This window comes from Paenibacillus puldeungensis (assembly GCF_042678945.1).
Classification (GTDB): domain Bacteria; phylum Bacillota; class Bacilli; order Paenibacillales; family Paenibacillaceae; genus Fontibacillus; species Fontibacillus puldeungensis.
Map to the genome: position 1 here is coordinate 50,008 of NZ_JBHTLM010000014.1, position 17,490 is coordinate 67,497.

19 protein-coding genes and 1 other annotated feature are annotated in these 17,490 nt (G+C 47.4%); of the genes, 6 read left to right on the forward strand and 13 right to left on the reverse strand.

The genetic code is table 11. The features are described 5' to 3' along the window. Window positions 1-67: 67 nt before the first annotated feature. Together ACFQ3W_RS17885 and ACFQ3W_RS17890 are read right to left on the reverse strand one after the other, a co-directional pair. On the reverse strand, window positions 68-547 hold the full coding sequence (locus ACFQ3W_RS17885; RefSeq protein WP_379320607.1) for a DUF456 domain-containing protein: 480 nt from the start codon (window positions 545-547) through the stop codon (window positions 68-70). Window positions 548-556: 9 nt separating this feature from the next. Then, window positions 557-1,300 (reverse strand): Cof-type HAD-IIB family hydrolase, encoded by a 744-nt coding sequence (locus ACFQ3W_RS17890; RefSeq protein WP_379320608.1) that lies wholly within the window; start codon window positions 1,298-1,300, stop codon window positions 557-559. A 171-nt stretch (window positions 1,301-1,471) separates the two neighbouring features. Here ACFQ3W_RS17890 and ACFQ3W_RS17895 point away from each other — a divergent pair, with 171 nt between their 5' ends. Beyond that, on the forward strand, window positions 1,472-1,681 hold the full coding sequence (locus ACFQ3W_RS17895; RefSeq protein WP_379320609.1) for a hypothetical protein: 210 nt from the start codon (window positions 1,472-1,474) through the stop codon (window positions 1,679-1,681). A 400-nt stretch (window positions 1,682-2,081) separates the two neighbouring features. On the opposite strand, the gene ACFQ3W_RS17900 is transcribed toward ACFQ3W_RS17895, so the two are convergent. The 7 genes from ACFQ3W_RS17900 to ACFQ3W_RS17930 form a co-directional block, all read right to left on the reverse strand. Further along, window positions 2,082-2,963: a metal ABC transporter permease gene (locus ACFQ3W_RS17900; RefSeq protein WP_379320610.1), complete on the reverse strand. Its 882-nt coding sequence runs from the start codon at window positions 2,961-2,963 to the stop codon at window positions 2,082-2,084. Then, the gene (locus ACFQ3W_RS17905) at window positions 2,964-3,917 is read right to left on the reverse strand and encodes a metal ABC transporter permease (RefSeq protein ID WP_379320611.1); all 954 of its coding nucleotides are present in this window, start codon (window positions 3,915-3,917) and stop codon (window positions 2,964-2,966) included. A gap of 4 nt (window positions 3,918-3,921) precedes the next feature. Further along, the gene (locus ACFQ3W_RS17910; protein ID WP_379320612.1) at window positions 3,922-4,680 is read right to left on the reverse strand and encodes a metal ABC transporter ATP-binding protein; all 759 of its coding nucleotides are present in this window, start codon (window positions 4,678-4,680) and stop codon (window positions 3,922-3,924) included. A 44-nt stretch (window positions 4,681-4,724) separates the two neighbouring features. After that, window positions 4,725-5,699, reverse strand: a complete 975-nt coding sequence (locus tag ACFQ3W_RS17915) for a metal ABC transporter solute-binding protein, Zn/Mn family (RefSeq protein WP_379320613.1) — start codon at window positions 5,697-5,699, stop codon at window positions 4,725-4,727. Between the two features lie 189 nt (window positions 5,700-5,888). Continuing rightward, window positions 5,889-7,994, reverse strand: a complete 2,106-nt coding sequence (locus ACFQ3W_RS17920) for a peptidoglycan D,D-transpeptidase FtsI family protein (protein WP_379320614.1) — start codon at window positions 7,992-7,994, stop codon at window positions 5,889-5,891. Between the two features lie 122 nt (window positions 7,995-8,116). Continuing rightward, window positions 8,117-9,265, reverse strand: a complete 1,149-nt coding sequence (locus ACFQ3W_RS17925; protein ID WP_379320615.1) for a transglutaminase domain-containing protein — start codon at window positions 9,263-9,265, stop codon at window positions 8,117-8,119. Window positions 9,266-9,356: 91 nt separating this feature from the next. Next, complete coding sequence (locus ACFQ3W_RS17930; RefSeq protein WP_379320682.1) at window positions 9,357-9,797, reverse strand: hypothetical protein; 441 nt, start codon at window positions 9,795-9,797, stop codon at window positions 9,357-9,359. Between the two features lie 251 nt (window positions 9,798-10,048). On the opposite strand from ACFQ3W_RS17930, the gene ACFQ3W_RS17935 reads away from it, so the two are divergent. From ACFQ3W_RS17935 to ACFQ3W_RS17945, 3 genes are all read left to right on the forward strand, one after another. Next, entirely contained in the window at window positions 10,049-11,227 is a 1,179-nt protein-coding gene (locus tag ACFQ3W_RS17935; RefSeq protein ID WP_379320616.1) for an MFS transporter, read from the forward strand. Between the two features lie 121 nt (window positions 11,228-11,348). After that, entirely contained in the window at window positions 11,349-11,474 is a 126-nt protein-coding gene (locus ACFQ3W_RS17940) for a sporulation protein YjcZ (protein WP_379320617.1), read from the forward strand. Between the two features lie 149 nt (window positions 11,475-11,623). Then, window positions 11,624-11,971 carry a toprim domain-containing protein gene (locus ACFQ3W_RS17945; protein ID WP_379320618.1) on the forward strand — a complete coding sequence of 116 codons (348 nt, stop codon included), beginning with the start codon at window positions 11,624-11,626 and terminating at the stop codon, window positions 11,969-11,971. A 42-nt stretch (window positions 11,972-12,013) separates the two neighbouring features. Here the strand turns inward: ACFQ3W_RS17945 and ACFQ3W_RS17950 are convergent, their stop codons facing one another. The 3 genes from ACFQ3W_RS17950 to trpS form a co-directional block, all read right to left on the reverse strand. Beyond that, complete coding sequence (locus ACFQ3W_RS17950; RefSeq protein ID WP_379320619.1) at window positions 12,014-12,613, reverse strand: SCO family protein; 600 nt, start codon at window positions 12,611-12,613, stop codon at window positions 12,014-12,016. Between the two features lie 12 nt (window positions 12,614-12,625). Then, complete coding sequence (gene cyoE, locus ACFQ3W_RS17955; RefSeq protein WP_379320620.1) at window positions 12,626-13,564, reverse strand: heme o synthase; 939 nt, start codon at window positions 13,562-13,564, stop codon at window positions 12,626-12,628. 241 nt (window positions 13,565-13,805) lie between these two features. Further along, window positions 13,806-14,789: a tryptophan--tRNA ligase gene (gene trpS, locus ACFQ3W_RS17960; RefSeq protein ID WP_379320621.1), complete on the reverse strand. Its 984-nt coding sequence runs from the start codon at window positions 14,787-14,789 to the stop codon at window positions 13,806-13,808. Between the two features lie 76 nt (window positions 14,790-14,865). Next, window positions 14,866-15,125, reverse strand: a binding site (T-box leader). A gap of 137 nt (window positions 15,126-15,262) precedes the next feature. Here trpS and ACFQ3W_RS17965 point away from each other — a divergent pair. Next, on the forward strand, window positions 15,263-16,243 hold the full coding sequence (locus ACFQ3W_RS17965; RefSeq protein WP_379320622.1) for an aldose 1-epimerase: 981 nt from the start codon (window positions 15,263-15,265) through the stop codon (window positions 16,241-16,243). Window positions 16,244-16,469: 226 nt separating this feature from the next. Next, complete coding sequence (locus tag ACFQ3W_RS17970) at window positions 16,470-16,694, forward strand: small, acid-soluble spore protein, alpha/beta type (RefSeq protein ID WP_379320623.1); 225 nt, start codon at window positions 16,470-16,472, stop codon at window positions 16,692-16,694. Window positions 16,695-16,832: 138 nt separating this feature from the next. Here ACFQ3W_RS17970 and ACFQ3W_RS17975 read toward each other — a convergent pair whose 3' ends face one another. Further along, window positions 16,833-17,249, reverse strand: a complete 417-nt coding sequence (locus tag ACFQ3W_RS17975) for an O-methyltransferase (RefSeq protein ID WP_379320624.1) — start codon at window positions 17,247-17,249, stop codon at window positions 16,833-16,835. Between the last annotated feature and the right edge of the window lie 241 nt (window positions 17,250-17,490).

Sequence of the window (17,490 nt, forward strand, 5' to 3'; positions counted from 1 at the left end):
GAGTAAATGACGGTTTGTAATAAGGCAAATTGAAATTTATACCGGTAAGGCTTTAACAACGAAAACGTCACACGATCCAAATAATAAATAGAACAATCATCATAAGCTGGAGCACAATCTTGACCACCGCGCTGCTGAACAAGCCAACGACAGAGCCTATTCCAACCTTGAATGCCTTGGAGAAGGATTCCCCTTTGATCAATTCCCCTATCATCGCTCCGATGAGCGGACCCAGGACGAGCCCAAACGCCGGAATCACAAATGGACCTATGATGATGCCAATCGTGCTAAGCCAAACCGACAACTTGCTACCGCCGAACTTTTTGACTCCCCAGGCGCCGACCGCATAGTCCGCAACCATGAGCACCACCACGATTAACGTTTGAATGACCCAAAAGAACCAGCCAAAAGGCTCAAACGAGAAAAACCAGCCATATACAAAGAAGGCGAAGTAAATGGCGAGAACCCCTGGTAACACAGGATAAACTGCTCCCGCCATGCCAACGGCAAACAGGGCAATCACTAAAATCCAGCCGAGCACATCCATGACGAGGGGTCACACCTCCTGAAAAATATAATCGCGTATAATTAGGGCAATGCCATCTTCGTTGTTGGAAGACGTTACCACATCAGCCTTCTCTTTGACAGTATCCTGGGCATTGCCCATCGCCACACCAAGGCCGGCCGCTTCAATCGCAGCCAGATCGTTTAAGCTGTCTCCCACCGCTACGACCTCGGACATCTCAATGCCAAGCAGCTCGCAGACAGTACGGATACCAGTAGCTTTACTAATTCCAGCAGGATTTATCTCTAAATTATGTGGGGACGAATTCGTGATCTCCAGTCCCCCTATTTGCTGCAGCTGAGACAAAATCTCGCCCCGAACCTCGTCATCCTCCGTGAAATAGCCGAATTTCATCCAATGGTTCCGATCTAACAGATCCGGGGTCCAATTCGTTTCGTTATAGCTCCCCTCTACAGCGTAAGCCCAAAACCATGTTTTCTTTTCCCGGGCAATATTGTACATAGTCGAAATCAGTGCTTTGTCAAACAGCTTTCGTTGGTAAAGTTCGTGCGGCGATTTCCAAATCTCGCTGCCGTTCACCGTGATCATAGGCGTTCCCAGGTCAAGCTGATCGCCATACGGAACCGCCTCATTATACCCTCGCCCTGTCGACAAACAGACATGAACTCCCGCCGCAGCCGCCTTCCGTATCCATTTTTCCGTCTCTGCCGAAATTTGTTGCTCATCGGTCAAGAGCGTTCCATCCATATCGAGCGCCAGCAGTTTATATTTCAACAGTTCAGTTCTCCCCCATTCTATTAAAGTCCAAGTCTTTCTGTCTCTAAAACAGCATACCGCCATTTTATCATATTCCCTTGAACCCAACAAAGCACAGGACAACCCGCTTTCACTTCATATTTTTTACAAATTTTCGGTCATGAAAAAAACAATCCGCCCAAAAAAATTTTGGACGGTTCTTATTGGCAAAAAAACCACGCCAGGGCAGGGAAAGAGACACCGGTGTATGGTTTTGATCGCTTAAGCTTTTCACCTTACTTGTTCGCTTTTCTGGTCGGCTTGATGCTCTCTGCTTGGCTGCAACTCGCTCGAAATCTCACCGATCTTTCAAGAACAAAACAGCAAACCTATCACCGACTCGCGGACTATTTACTCTGAACATCCCTTAGCTACTTTACCTCCCCAATCATTCTACGAATAAGTGTATTTCGTACATCTATTTCGGGGCAAATTGCAGCTTTTGGAATTTTAGTTGTATTTCGTGCATCTAAACCAAGGGAATTTGCCTTGGTAGATTCATTTGGCTTATTTTAACTGCACTTTTTGCATTTAAATTCTCGAGCAGTCCAAACTTGGGTAACGGTAAGCCCTGTGGTAACAGTCCGTTCAACGGTAACAGCAAATTCTTCAGAATAAGTCTTAAACTTTTGACCTTCAGTTGCCATAAAAAACACCCCTTAGAATTCATCGATTAACCCAGGTTTTTTCCCAATGTCTATTCTAAGGGGTGCACTCACAAAAAGAGTGGTCTTTTACTATTCAAATGCGAATGAACAGACTAGGCCGCAGCCGACTTCAACCGCCGACGTTTACTAAACCGGGAAACAAGTCCATGCGATGGGGAGAAAATGAACGCCAGCGCAAACAGCACTCCCGCCACCGTCACCATCGAACCGGCAATGGAGGCGTCGAGCCATTTGGCAATGTAATATCCGCCGGCTGCACTGATCGCGCCGATCAGCACACTATAGAACAGCATGATGCTAAGCCGATCGGTCAGGAGATACGCAGCCGATGCCGGTATGATCAGCATGCCGACGACCAGAATCGCCCCAACGCTCTCGAACGAGGCGACTGTAGACAGCGACACCAATCCCATCAGGAAGTAGTGGAAGAGAGCTACCGGTATTCCTACCGCAGCCGCCAGCGCTGGGTCAAAAGCGCACAGCTTAAACTGCTTGTAAAACAGCAGTATTGCTGTCAGGACGAGCAGCAGCGTTCCTCCGAGCATCCACACTGCGGTTGGTCCCATGTCGTAACCGTTCCAGACCCATGTATCCCACTGGACGTAAGCTATTTCGCCAAATAGGACGCAATCGAGATCCAGATCAATGTGTGCTGCGTTTCGGCTAATGAGAATCACGCCGATGGCGAATAACGCAGTGAATACAATGCCTATGGAGGCGTCAGACTGCAATCCGCTGCTTTGAAGCGTCTGAATCAGGAATACCGTAATCAATCCAAGAGCGGCGGCTCCCAGCAGCATAAGCATCGAATCCCGCGAGCCCCCGATCAAAAAGGCAATCGCAATCCCCGGCAAAACCGAGTGGCTGATCGCATCGCCTACCATCGCCATTTTTCGGAGAACGAGGAAGCACCCGAGAACCCCACACGTTGCGGCTACAAGCGTGCCGGTAAGTATGATCCAAAAATCAGCCACTTACTCCATCCCCCTTTCCAATACCTTGTCGCTGTGATGTACGGATGCAAGCTGCACACTGTTCCTAACAGAACTACGATTTCTCCACCGCCGAATCCATTTGGCAATAAGCCCTCGATTCGGAGCGAACAACACGGATACGGCGAATAAGCTGGTTGCTGCAAGAACCGTTACCGGTCCGGTAGGTAAATTGGTTAGCGTCGAGCTAAGCAGCGCCCCTGTCACCCCCGATAAGGCGCCAAACAAACCGGCCAAAATGACCATGAGCCCCAAAGTATCGGTCCAATACCGCGCAGCTACGGCTGGGGTTATTAGAAGTGCTGCAATGAGCACAACCCCGACGGCTTGAATTCCGATGACAACCGCCACCACCGTCATAAACAACATCAACTGCTCTAGCATGGCTACTTTAAGCCCCATTCCTCTGGCAAAGCCCGGATCAAAGCTGACCAGCTTGAATTCCTTGAAAAGCAGTGCACACATAATCAGCAGCAATAAAGATACTGCCCCCATTAAATAAACATCCTCCAGCATCATGGAGGCCGCCTGCCCGAATAAATATTTGTCGAGACCGCTTTGGTTGCCGTTGCCGCTATGCTGAATTTTCGTCATCATGACGATTCCGATTCCAAAGAAGGTAGACAGGATAATCCCAAGTGCCGCATCTTGCTTGATTCGCGAATAACGGGTGATGACTGAAATGCCGAAGGTAGCCAACATGCCGGACACAAGCGCACCTATGATAAAAAGACCGATCGATTTGACGCCGCTTAGCATGAAGGCAATGCATATCCCAGGCAATGCGGCATGCGCGAGGGCGTCACCGAGCAAGCTCTGTTTACGAAGAAAAGCGAATGATCCAATTACTCCGCTGCCAAGACCTAATACGAGGGAACCCATCAGAATCCACTGCAGGTTTGGGTCAGCTAACCAATGAACTATGTTTAATAGCATCCCCCTACACCGTCCCTGTCGGTACTGCACCGGTAAACTGCAGCATGGCAATCCGGCCGCCGTAGGCTTTGTGCAGATTTTGCGCTATAAATGTCTCCTCGGTAGGACCGGATGCAATGAGCTCCCCGTTCAGTAGAAGAATGTGGTCAAAATATTCCTTGACCGTGGAAAGATCATGATGGACAACGAGTACGGTCTTTCCTTGCTCCTTTAGCTCATGCAGCAGGCTGATAATCGCTTTCTCGGTCGTCGCGTCAACACCGGCAAACGGTTCATCCATGAAATAGAGTCGGGCGTTTTGCGCGAGTGCCCGAGCTAGAAAAACCCGCTGCTGCTGCCCCCCGGATAACTGGCTGATTTGCCGTCCGGCGTAATCCGCCATTCCCACCTTGCTCAAGCATTCCATGGCGATCTGCCGCTCCTTGGCACCAGGTCGGCGAAACCAGCCCAAATGCCCATAACGGCCCATCATGACGACATCAAGGGCATTAGTAGGAAAATCCCAATCCACCGACTCCCGCTGCGGGACGTATCCGATCTCTTTCCTTTGCTCGCGGTAGGGTTTCCCATAGATGCTGACATCTCCATCGACTTTCGGAATAAGGCCCAGCACCGCCTTCAACAAGGTGGATTTCCCCGCTCCGTTAGGCCCGAGCACGCCGATGAGTTTTCCGGGCGGGATATTGAACGATACCGATGTAAGGACCGGCTTCTTGTGATAGGCTACCGTTAAGTCTTTGACCTCAAGCGCATTTTGACTCATTTACTTCGCCTCTTTTCTCCCCTGGACATTTCCAGCTTTTATTTTCATTTCAAGGCTTCGACAATCGTGTTTACGTTATGGCGAACCATCTTCACGTAAGTATCTGCATCGGACCCCGGCTCGCCGAGAGAGTCGGAGTAAAGTTCCCCGCCGATCTTTACCGTGTGCCCTTTCTCTGCGGCCCCGGCGATTACGGCTTCCATTGATTTCGTTGGAATGCTGGATTCGACGAACACGGCTTTGATTTTATTTTCAACCAAGTAATCCCGCAGCTTACTGACATCCTTGGACCCGTATTCCGAAGCCGTGCTGATCCCCTGAAGCCCCATCACCTTAATCCCATAAGCGTCGCCAAAATAGCCAAAAGCATCATGCGCCGTTACTAGAACTCGCCCGGATTCAGGAATTTCCTTAATCCGTTCCTTCACTTCGGCATTCAGTTCATTAAGCTGGCGGATGTAATGATCCGCATTCTGCCTATACTTTTCGGCGTGTTCCGGATCATATTCGGACAAGGTATCCCGAATCGTCTCCGTCGCGGAAACCCAGTGTTTTACGTTAAACCAGATGTGCGGATCGTATTCCGAGCCCCCGGCATCCTTCCCGGATCTCAGCAGCTTGGGATTGATGTTCTTGGATACGGCGATCGTACGCTTTTGACGCTCCAGCTTTTTAAAAATCTCCGTCATTTTCCCCTCAAGATGCAATCCCCCGTAAAAAATAATGTCCGCCTTATCAAGCTTCCCAACGTCTCCTTGGGATGCCTTATACAAGTGGGGATCTACGCCCGGTCCCATAAGTCCATTAACGTCAACTTCATCTCCCCCAACCTCCCGAACAACGTCCGTGATCATTCCAATCGTTGATACAACCTGAATCGGAGTTTCCTCGCCCTGTCGCTTTTGCAGATCAGCCTGACCTTCCACCTTCGAACAAGCTGCAATGATAATTAATGCCAATACGCTTAATGTCATCTTTGCCCGTTCCAGCGGGCTCTTCTTCACCTTCAATTCGTCCATCTCACTACCCCTTTCGAGCTTTAACATCCGGTAATTTGTTATCTAGCGGAATAATTGTTGTTCAACGACATAATTTTTAATATATGATAAAAATGTTTCCCTTGTGCAAATATTAATCCATAATCATACAAAAAAGCAAGAGGATTTTCCTCTTGCTTGGTCAAAAACATATGCGATTTTTAAACTTGATTATTGGCCGTTGCCCTTGTTTCTCCCCGCCGGAGTAGCATTATCCTGATTCGTTTGTTGATTGTTTTGTTGATTGTTTTGTTGGTTAGCCTGCTGATTTTTCTGCTTCTTCGGCACACCGTCCAAGCCGTACTCCTGATCGTAGGCATCGAAGATCTTACGCGCAACCGGAGCTGCGCTATAAGCACCGAATCCGCCTTCCGGAATGACTACTGCGACTGCCAGCTTCGGATTCTCACGTGGAGCAAAGGCGATGAACACGCCGTTATCGCGCATAGCTTTTTTAGCCCTTTGCTCTGATGTCCCCGTTTTTCTGGCGAAATCGTAAGGAAACCCGGCAAACGCTGAATCAACGTTTGTCTCCATTCCCCCAATGACTTCATTCCAATATGCATTATTAAACTTAACTTCGTTCAATACCTTTGGTTTAAATTCTTTCACAACTTTTCCATTTGAATCAGTTATTTTACTTACGAGATGTGGTTCCATCCGTTTGCCTCTTGTAGCCAAGGTGGCCGTATACTGAGCAAGCTGCATTGCTGTATATTTTCCTTGCTGACCAAACGAAGCATAAGCTAATCTTGATAACGCCGTTTCAGCTTCGTTTGTATATTCAAGATTACCCAGATATTCCAATGGTAAGTCTATCCCAGTAGATACCCCAAGGCCAAATTCCTTCATGTATTTATCCCAAATTTCTATCCCTTTGGATCCATACTTTTTGTACAGTCTTTCCCCAACCATATCGACCATAAAAGTGTTGGAGGAGTGGCGAATTGCTCCTGCCGGGTCTAACGAGCCATAAGCATGTCTTTGGGAGTTTCGAACGCTTGATGAGTCATTTCTCCCGAAGTAAGCGATCCCTGTGTCATTATAAAAAGTGCTTGTAGTAAATAATCCCTCATTTAGTCCAAGCAGGACAGATAGCGGCTTTATTGTGGAACCCAAGTACAAAACCGATTCGATCTCATGTCCTGAACGACCGGAACTGATAGGCGTGATTGTACCGTTCTGATAATTCGTTGAGATTTTGCTCCAAATATCCGGTGAAATACTGCCAGACTGCCATAAATTTGTATCGTAATCAGGCATGCTCGCCATAGCCACTACTTTCCCGGTATTTACTTCCATAGCTACAGCATATCCAGTTTTAGCAGCAGGATGAACCTCCCCTGATACGGGGTGGGTATGCACCCAATTAATCTGATCTAAAATTGCCTGTTCAGCAACTAACTGTACGTTTTTATTAATTGTAGTGTACAAATCATGACCTTTTTCAGGTGGTGTGATCTCCGGAATTCCAGTGGCCATATTACGAGGATCAATTGGAATACTTTTATATCCGTTTTTTCCACGCAGCTCATCCTGATAATACAATTCCAATCCATCATAACCAACGTCTTCTGTCTCCATGTACTGAAGAGATGGGTCCTCGTTTTTCTTCTTCCTGATTGCTTCATACTTGCTTAATGTAGTTGATGCACCTTTGAATTTTCTAATATACCCTATTGTTTGTACGGCTACCGTATCTTTGTCATAGTGGCGTATACTTTCCTCTACAATATCGATACCAGGAAAATCACTCTTGCGTTCCAAAAAATAGGCGACTTCATCCCGCGTCAAGTCAATCTTGATTCGTCTTGGTGAGTATCCGTTATTTTTTTTGTAATCCAAATCCATCGCGTCAATAATATCTTGTTCTGACATTTTAGATTCTGGCTTGCCATATTTGTCGAATACCCCTTTCAACCTTTTTACAAGATCAACCGCCTCAGGCCGATTCTTCTTTCCTTTATCTGTCGTGCTGCTGTAATCCTTTTGCAGCGTAATGTATAGCGATTGCACAGGGGTTGAATATGCCAGCTTTTCCCCACCGGCGGCATAGATCGTTCCGCGGGTAGGTGGCAGCGGTACATCCTTCACCCTCAAACTCGTCTCCTGCTGCGAAAGAGTTGGCCCCTCCACAAATTGCAAAATCGCCAAACGAACGATGATAACCGTAAAAATAGCGAACGCGCTGAAGAAAAATAAATTAAGCCGTATATTGAAATGACGCTGCATCGAAGCTTCCTGCTCGCGCGGATCGTCACTATAAGCACTTTTCATACCGTTTTTTCTACCTCCTTCCAACAAATCCACACACCACTTTGGTGAGTCACTTTCCTATATTAACATAACGAAATAAGGCGCGGTGAAGTTACGCCTTATTTCCAGAATTTTTTTCAGAATTAAATTAATTTATCGGGAATGTGCGTTTCGTTAAATGCCGGGGTATTGAACCAGTCTCCGGTTTTTGCCCAGGTCGAGTCTAGAGGTATCCACGTTTTTTTCTCCGACAAATACACTTCATTCCATGCGTGAGGACCATAGCCTCCTTGGCCGTCATATCCTAGTCCGGTGATCACCTTCACCTTTAGCTCCTGGGATCTCGCCATGACGGCGAATAAGCGGGCATAATCAATACAAACCCCATGCTTCGTATCAAACGTCATCTGAGGTGTCTGTTCATGCCATTTGCCCTCTTGCTCATAGTCTTTCACTTTAATCTTATCGTATGTAATCTTTGTACCGACCCAGTCGTATAAAAGCCGTGCCTTCTCCTCATCCGTCTTCGCGTCCTTCGTGATCTCCGCAGCTGCCTTCTTAATATCTTCAGGAATCTTAGCATCGATCACTTCATATTTCTGCTGAAGAATTGTCCCGAGCTCCGCCTCGACCCCACGGGTAAAGACAGGAAGTTGCTGTTTAATCAAGCTGCCGGTAAGCGGCTCAATCACACTTTGTGCTCCTTGCCGGTACACGGGTGATGCCTCCACATAACGGCTGAATTCAGTATTAGGAAATAACGTGACCACGATAAAGAGCAAAACGATGACTACCAGGCATCTCGCAGCTCCGATTAAGGTGCCAATCCCCGCTCCCAGCAGTCGACTTGGCAGAGTAGCCGGGCGACCCCCTCCAAAAGCAATACGCCCCAACAATGAGCCGCTTCCACGGAGCAGTAAAATGCCAAGCCCGACCAGTGATCTTGTCAGCAGATACATAAGAATAAACACGACGGCAAAGCGCATTAACGGAAAATCACGAACGGCCATCACAACCGTGTACCCCACTTGCTCCCATTTCGCCAAATCCCGATCCGGCAAAACGAACCCGGACAGCCATTTCTGAACAAACGGGGAAATCCAAATCGTTAGCGGGATAGCCGCAGCAATACCAAGCAGCGACAGCGCACCGCCACTTACCAAATGGAGCAAACTGCCTGCCGAGCGGGAAGCTCCACGTAACAGTCCTTGAAATATCGAGCCTAACAAAATGAGCAGCAGACAAATGGAAACTAGGTTGAATTCACGCAAGCTTTGCATCAAGACTTCCATCTAGCAGCCTCCGATTTATGAACGACTGAAACAACAATGTTGAACTGCAAGCACAAGATATGTGTTTATAACCGTGTACGTTTCTTAAACTTTATTGAGAATTCTGCTTTGCCTCTTTAATGAACGTCTCAAGGGTACTGTTAACCGACCATTCTCCAAGAGATACACCGCGGAACATGACCTTTACCTTGTCACTTCCTGGAGTTCCGTTTACTTCGAGATTCGGGGTTTTAATCGTGAACGATCCGTCTGCATTTTGCGTAAACTTCGCCTCTTTTGCCTCATTTTTCATCATATTCAAGGCTTCGCTTTGGCTGATGCTTACGGCCTGATCCTTGACCGTCGTCACCGCGTCACCGATGTCTTTCAGCGTAATTCCGCTGTAGATAATAATAAATGCGGCAATGACAAGCACAAGCGCCCATTTGACCAAGGTCTTCACAAAATTCAGAACCAAAAACAGAATCACCAGCGCCACAACGATGACCAGCCAGTTTTCCTGCAAAAATTCGGTCCATACTTGAACATCCATCATATTAACACTCCTAAACCCCATTTTTGTCAATCAAGCTCATCACATTAGATGTGGTCATAATTACCACAAAAAAGCTATTGTTCCTATTATACATGATGGCCCATGGCGGTGTCAGCTTAACCTCTCCAAGCTATATTCATTTGAGAAAAAGCCAGTCATGGACAACCTTCCGGCGATTTTTTCGGTATAAGTTCGTCCGAAAAAACGTACAAGTAAGCATAAGCAACTATCAAGGGGAGGACAAATGCATGAAGGTTGCATTTTGGCTATATTTCTTTATGTTTCTGGCTTTCTTCGACTTGCACGCCCAGTATCCGATCCTTACTCCGTTCGCCTTATCTCTCGGCGCGGCTCCTACGTTTATCGGTTGGATGATGGGTATATACGCTCTGACGCACCTGCCGGGAAATCTCATTGCTGGACAGGGCGTAGACCGGCATGGAAGTCGCGGATATATGATTTTCAGTCTGCTCGGCGCCGGCATTATCCTTCTGTTTCAAGCGCATGTTACGGAGCCCTGGCAGCTTCTCGTGCTAAGATCCATCAGTGGCTTTGTGCTGGCTTTCCTCTCCCCAGCCTGCTTAGCGATGCTTGCATCCCTTTCCAGCAACCCCGTTCAGCAAGGCAAGCTGATGGCAGGCCATGGCGTGGTGCACACGGTTGCTTCCGTCGTTTCTCCGGCGGCCGGAGCATTTCTTGTCGCTCAGTCAGGATTTACTTTAGCTTTTCAGATGCTTGGCTGGCTGCTTATCTCAACAGGAATTATCGCCATTTTTACCATTCACGAGCCCAAAAAAACGAAAGCAAGCCTTCTTCCCGCAGAGTTAAGCGTAGATGCACCGGTTTCGGTAAAAATTGATGTCATTCCGCTTCGATACTATTTGCTGCCCCTGTTCGTCGCTTGCTCCCAAGGCATCTTGTTCTTTGAACTGCCGCTGCATGAAGGTGCCGGCGCTTCAGCGATTATGCACACCGGACTTTATTTCTCCATCATTAGCCTTGGCGCGTTAGTTACGTTATCCATGCTTTTTTTAAGCAAAATTTCGCCCTACAAACGGGCTAGTTACGGCATTCTGGGCATTGCTCTATCTTTTTTCGCCTTGGCTGCTCTAGACTTTATCCCCATTCAGGTCTCTTTATTTGCACTCGGAATGGCTAAAGGTGTCGTGTTTCCGGCCATTGCCTCCATGTTCATCGACCTAAGCGGTGGCAAACGAATGGGGACCGTATTTTCCATGCAATCGATCGCCATGTCGCTCGGTTCATTTGTCGGACCCATCGCTGCCGGGGCGCTGCACGGCTCCTACTCTCCATACTTCTTGGCCTTTTTCCTGCTGATGCTTCTGCTGGTATTCGTCCCGCCGAAAAAGCATGGCGGATTCAAATCTCCACCGGTCAGAACGACCACGGAAGGTGCCATAAAATAATACTGCTGCTGTCCGCCCTGAGCCTATTTTTTCTTTTTAGGCAGCCGCACAGGGCACAGGGTATAGTCCTTCATAGTATAACGTGTAATCACCGAACAACTTGAAAGCGGGGTGAACACAGATGAGCGGAATTGACAATTGTGGACCTGGTCATGTTTCTCCGATTCATGGCATCTTTACGTCAACAGCAACTATCCTCGTACTGTATATTTTGCTGGTGATCATTCTCCGTGCTCCTCTTTACTAATCTGACCATGAAGCAAGCGTGTCATTCGGTCTACCCCCCGGTAGGCCGTTTGTCATTTCTACAGAATAGCAGCCCTTTTGCATGATACGCGGTACCGGGTATACACTATAACAAAACAAGCCTAAATTTCGATCCGCGAGGTGAGAGCATTGACGATCAGCATCATTGTGGAAGGTAAAAACGACCGCAGCAAACTCCGCCGCCTTCTGGATGAGGATGTTCGCATCTTTTGCACGTTTGGTACGCTCAATACCGATAAATTAGAGGCTCTGCGGAAGCAGGTGAAGGAGGACGAACTGTTTTTATTTCTAGACAATGACCCTTCCGGGAAAAAAATCCGCGGTATACTGCGGGATGCATTTCCCGATGCTACGCAAATTTACACAAGACGAGGCTACGCCGGGGTTGAAGGAACGCCCGACGAATATGTAATCGCTCAATTGGAAAAAGCCGGGCTAGAGGAATTTATTATTTATCCCCCGCCGGCTTCTTATTAAGTGGCTAATATTGAGTTTTCGCTACTCGAATGCTTTAAAATGCTACTCCCGGGCCAAATTCTCGACCCCTTGGGCAATTTCCGCCGCAGTAGCTTGCGGCCGATATATAGCCCGCAGTTGTCCTTCCCGATCCACTAACCCGATCAAATCCATATGAACAAAGTTGTCGTTCTGATCCTTATTAATAAGAATCTGGAAGGAGTTCATCGCCAGGTTAATAGTCTTCTGCTGATCTCCACGCAAGAAGTACCATCCTGCGTAATCGGCCTTGAATTTATCACCAAATGCTTTAATCTTCTCCCGCGTATCGCGAGCAGGATCAAATGTAACTGAGACGATCGACGCATCCTTACCGAACAAGCCTTTTTCCTTTAATATGTCCTGCACCTGACTGAGACGGAAGGTCGTCATCGGGCATACATCCGGACAATTTGCAAAGAAAAAATAAAATAATCTCACCTGGCCGTTCGTATCTTGCAGCGTCACCGTGCGTCCGTCCACATTTTCCATACTAAAATCCGCTACAGGGCGAATTACTGGAAGCTTAGGTTTAGCATAAGTGCTCCACAGCAGATAGCCCGCCAGGATGACGCATACTGCCAGAAGTACCCAAGTCCATTTATATTTTCGAAGAACGGTCATGCGTGCCCCCCATTACAATCTTACAGTATCGAAGACAATAACAATTAAAAGGATCGTTAAATAGTTGACCGAGAATAAAAATACCTTCTTCGCCCATGCATCGTTGTCTTGCGTACGAACACCTTTAAGCGCCAGTAGAATCCAGGCCAGCGACATAATTTCGCCAATGACGAGGAACCACATTCCGGTGTAGTTGTACACATACATCAATACCGGAATCGGAAGCAGCAGGAACAAGTAAGGAAACATCTGCAGCTTGGTGCGCTGAGCACCCTTTACGACAGGCAGCAGCGGATAGCCGGCTGCACGGTATTCCTCCATACGGCGAATCCCAAGCGCCCAAAAATGGGGCGGCTGCCACAGAAACAGCAAAGCGAACAGCATCCATGCGCCGAGATCGATTTTGCCAGAAGCAGCTACATAGCCGATTACCGGCGGCATCGCCCCCGATATAGCTCCTATCGAAGTACTCCAGGTCGAAGATCTTTTGAGCCAGAGTGTATATATGACTACATAAACAAACATGCCAACAATGCCAAAAATCCCTGCCAGCAGACCGGAAAAAGCAAACAAAACAGCGAGTCCCGAAACGCCTAATGTAATCGCATACCACAATACCGTTCTCGGGGATACCTTTCCAGTTGGAAGCGCCCGGTTTTGTGTTCGCGTCATTTTCGTATCTAATTCCCGGTCAAAATAGTTGTTAAATACACAAGAAGACGCCATAACTAAAGCCGTACCGACTAGCATAAAAATTAGCTCAGCATATTGCAAATGCCAATGTGACGCTAACCAGAACCCGGCAAATGCTGCAATCAAATTGGATCGCAAAATCCCCGGTTTGGTTAAAGCGATAAAATCTTTCCAAGTCGCCGTTTGCCCCTTTGGAACAGGTCTCACGGACAACGCTGCGGATTCCGAGGAAACCTGATAACTGATTGGTTTGTCCACGCGCGTTTCATCCTCCTACATCTAAATAGAGTTTGGAATTCACTTATATGAATCGTCCACAAATTGTTCATTAAATCAACTCTTCGCTATAAACTTTATCATATCAAAAGGCAAAAGTGTTTGACAATCAATGGAATTTAAAGAGATTTATATGACAATTTGGTGACACAAAAGGCCGCCCGGGGGATAACACCACCCAGCGGCCTTTAATCATCAGTATGCTTGTTTTATCTGCTAATTTTTATTTTGTCACAAACCCCATCAGCCGTTGAACATCCTGCAACGTTTTGTCGGCCATTTCGGACGCTTTTTCAGCCCCTTGACGCAAGATACTGCGCAGTTCACCGGACTCCCGGATGTCCCGATAACGCTGCTGGAGCGGTTCAAGTACACTGACTACCGCTTCAGCGAGATCCTTCTTAAATGGCCCATACATTTGACCCTCATAGCGTTTCTCTATTTCGGCAATCGTAAGGCCGGTGCATTGGCTGTAAATCGTGATCAGGTTGCTCACTTCCGGTTTGGCCGCCGGATCAAAACGAACCTCTTTACCGGAATCCGTCGTGGCCCGGCTGATTTTCTTGCGAATTTCGTCCGGCGCATCCAGAAGTCCAATTCGGCTGCCTGGATTCGGGTTGCTCTTGCTCATTTTCTTGGAGGCGTCGTCCAGAGACATGATTCTAGCTCCAACTTTAGGAATGTACGGTTCAGGAAGCGTGAAATAGTCCCCGTAACGGCTATTAAACCGCCCGGCCAAATCCCTAGTCAGCTCCAGATGCTGCTTTTGATCTTCGCCCACCGGTACCAAATCAGCATTATAGATCAGAATATCCGCAGCCATCAAAGCCGGGTATACGAACAACCCCGCTCCCACCGACTCCTTGCCCGCCGACTTGTCCTTGAACTGAGTCATCCGCTCCAGTTCCCCCATCGACGTCAGCGTCGTCAGCAGCCATCCGAGCTGCGCGTGCTGCATAACGTGAGATTGCAGATATATATTAGCTTTATTCGGATCGATACCGGCTGCAAGATAGAGCGCTGCTACGGATTCAGACTGCTCGGTTAGAGCCGCTGGATCCTGAGGGACCGTAATTGCGTGGAGATCAACCACCATAAAATTGCAGGCATAGTCATTTTGCAACGTAACGAAATTTTTCATGGCTCCGATATAATTTCCTAACGTCAGTTGCCCGCTAGGCTGAATGCCGGAAAGTACTCTTTTCATCTTCTTTTACCTCCTGAAAATTAACTTAACCCGAGTCGACTCGGCCTCAAAAACAATGCAAAAAGGCCCCACATCCTCAAGGGACGTGAGACCGTGGTGCCACCCTTATTCGCCGGAAAGTGGACTAGGATCCAACCCGTCCATCTAAATCATCCGGCCTTCAAATTCCGTAACGTAGAATCACCCGACCGACATACTAAGAGAAAGGTACCTTTTTCTCGTTTCCGTTCGGCACTCCGGGGTCCATTCAGTCAAAGTCCATCCTCCGGTTCGCAGCAACCACCGGCTTTCTGTAGGAGTGATACTTTGCTTACTTATCCCCATCATCGCATTGTTTTTGTAAGCTGATTATAGTAATCATCATAAGTTGCCCCCGGTGCAATGTCAAATCCCATTTTTCGTCCACCGCAAAAAGTGATATGATAAGGTTTAGCTTAAGGATCTGATTATTATGTGGGAAAAGGAGCAACGATATGAAAAAGGTGACCAAAGGGCAATGGAATGGTTACGACACATACATTCTACACAGCCACGAACTTGAAGTCACGCTGCTACCCCGCCTTGGAAATAACGTCATTCGCATATGGGACCGCATCCAGCAGCGCGATGTGCTGCGGCGTCCAGAGGAAAATGAACTGGATTTCTACCTGCTGAAGCCATATCATTTCGGCATTCCCCTGCTAATTCCCCCAGGGCGTATTCGCAGAGGGCATTTTACTTATGCTGGCCAAGAATATCAATTTGATCGCAATACGGCAAATGACAACCACATTCACGGCCTTCATCGTACGCAAGGCTGGTGCGTGAGCGACATTGAAGAGGATGATGATGGGTGCGCCATTACGACGGAGTTTGTTACAACGAGTGATCCTAACTGGATGCGACAATTTCCTGAGCCGCTCAAGCTGGAGATGACATTGCGCCTGCAAGGCACCTCCCTGAAGCAAACTTTTAAAATTACCCATCTGGGTCAAAAAGCCGCGCCATTTGGTTTAGGACTGCACACATGGTTTCTAATAAACGGGGAACCGGATCGTTGGAACCTTAATCTTCCTGTATCCGGGCTTGTAGAAGCCGACGACGAGTTGGTTCCTACCGGCAAAATGGCTCCTCTCGGTGAATTTCAATCGTTGAACGAGGGAACGAATCTGCGGGGTGTGAATTATGACACCATTCTAAGTATCGGAGATCATCCGGTAGAAGCGGTATTGACCCGGGATGATGGGTACGGTCTTCGTTATTCCGCCGATCCGCAGTATTTTAAATATTGGGTCATCTATACCAAAGGGGAAGCTGACCAATTCCTTTGCATCGAGCCATATACGTGGCTGCCAAATGCACCGAATTTGCAGTTGCCGGCAGACACGACTGGGCTCATCGAATTACACCCCCAAGAGACGCTGGTGCTAAACGTAAACCTGGACATCTTCTATCCGGATGGTTCGCCTGCTTAAAAACCAATGTGGCATATTCTAAGCAAGTTTCATTAACAAGCCGCATCATACCTCTAGTACATCGCATGCCGCCTTTATTTAAGGCGGTTTTTTTCTTGCAAATTAGGAAGCAATCTGGGAAAGTCACCTGAAATGTAATAATTACCAAAGCTAGTTAAAAGTCTATCCGCATATTTTCGAGCCTTGAGACCATACTAACACCACAAAGCCAAAGGAGGTGACAAACATGCCAGGTGGAAGCCGCGGAAGTCGCAATAACCTCATCGTTCCTCAGGCAAACGCTGCGCTGCAGCAATTGAAATTGGAAGCAGCGCAAGAGTTGGGCGTACAAATTCCCCAAGACGGTTACTATGGGAACTACACTTCCCGTGAAACCGGATCCCTCGGGGGTTATATTACAAAACGTCTAGTTCAATTGGCGGAGCAGCAATTGGGTCGTTCAAACCTGTAAATTTGCATTCTGCCTATTCGCACTATAGGGAAACAGGCGATCTGCTATTAGCAGGTCGCCTGTTTTAAACATGGATCTGGGTTTATGATTATGTGAAAAGAGCAGTAAGCTTCTTACCCAATTGACGCAGCAAACCGGTTATAAGCTCACATCCTGATGGTATGTATTCGCGGCATCCTTACGCGGGTAACGCTGAATAAGCAAATTCGCCATATTGTAGTTCGATTCCATAATCGCATCAACAACGATCATTCCTTGGCGAAGTGCAAATTCGTAGCTGATTTCCCCGTGGGTCCAGTATTGTTTGAACTTTAAAGCTTCGATCGCCATTAGCCGAAAAGAATTCATTTGCTCCTGATCCAGGCCCTTGCCATCCTCAGAGAGATGCCCGTTTCGTCCGGCGATCGGATTGTGACGGATTCCAAATTTTCCGATGGTATTGTTACGGATTTGGATGAATACGGTACCCGACGTTAACCCGGCAAGCTCTACCTCCAACTCCTTAAACACCAGGTCAACCTGCCTTGCGAGTGAAATCTGATCGGTGTTCAGCATATCCACCCTCCCTTCCCATATAGTTCCCTATGTATAGGGCTTATGTCTCATTATATGTCATTCTTATATAACGATCAACAATATACAACATAATTGGTTAAATATTACTATAAAAATAATTACTTCAAGCCCTTAAAATAACATAATTCGATACATATTATTTATTTTCGACATAATTCTACTCCTTAATAGGAGATCATAATGATTCTAAAGTCCTAGTAAATTCTTCTATTTTTTTCCG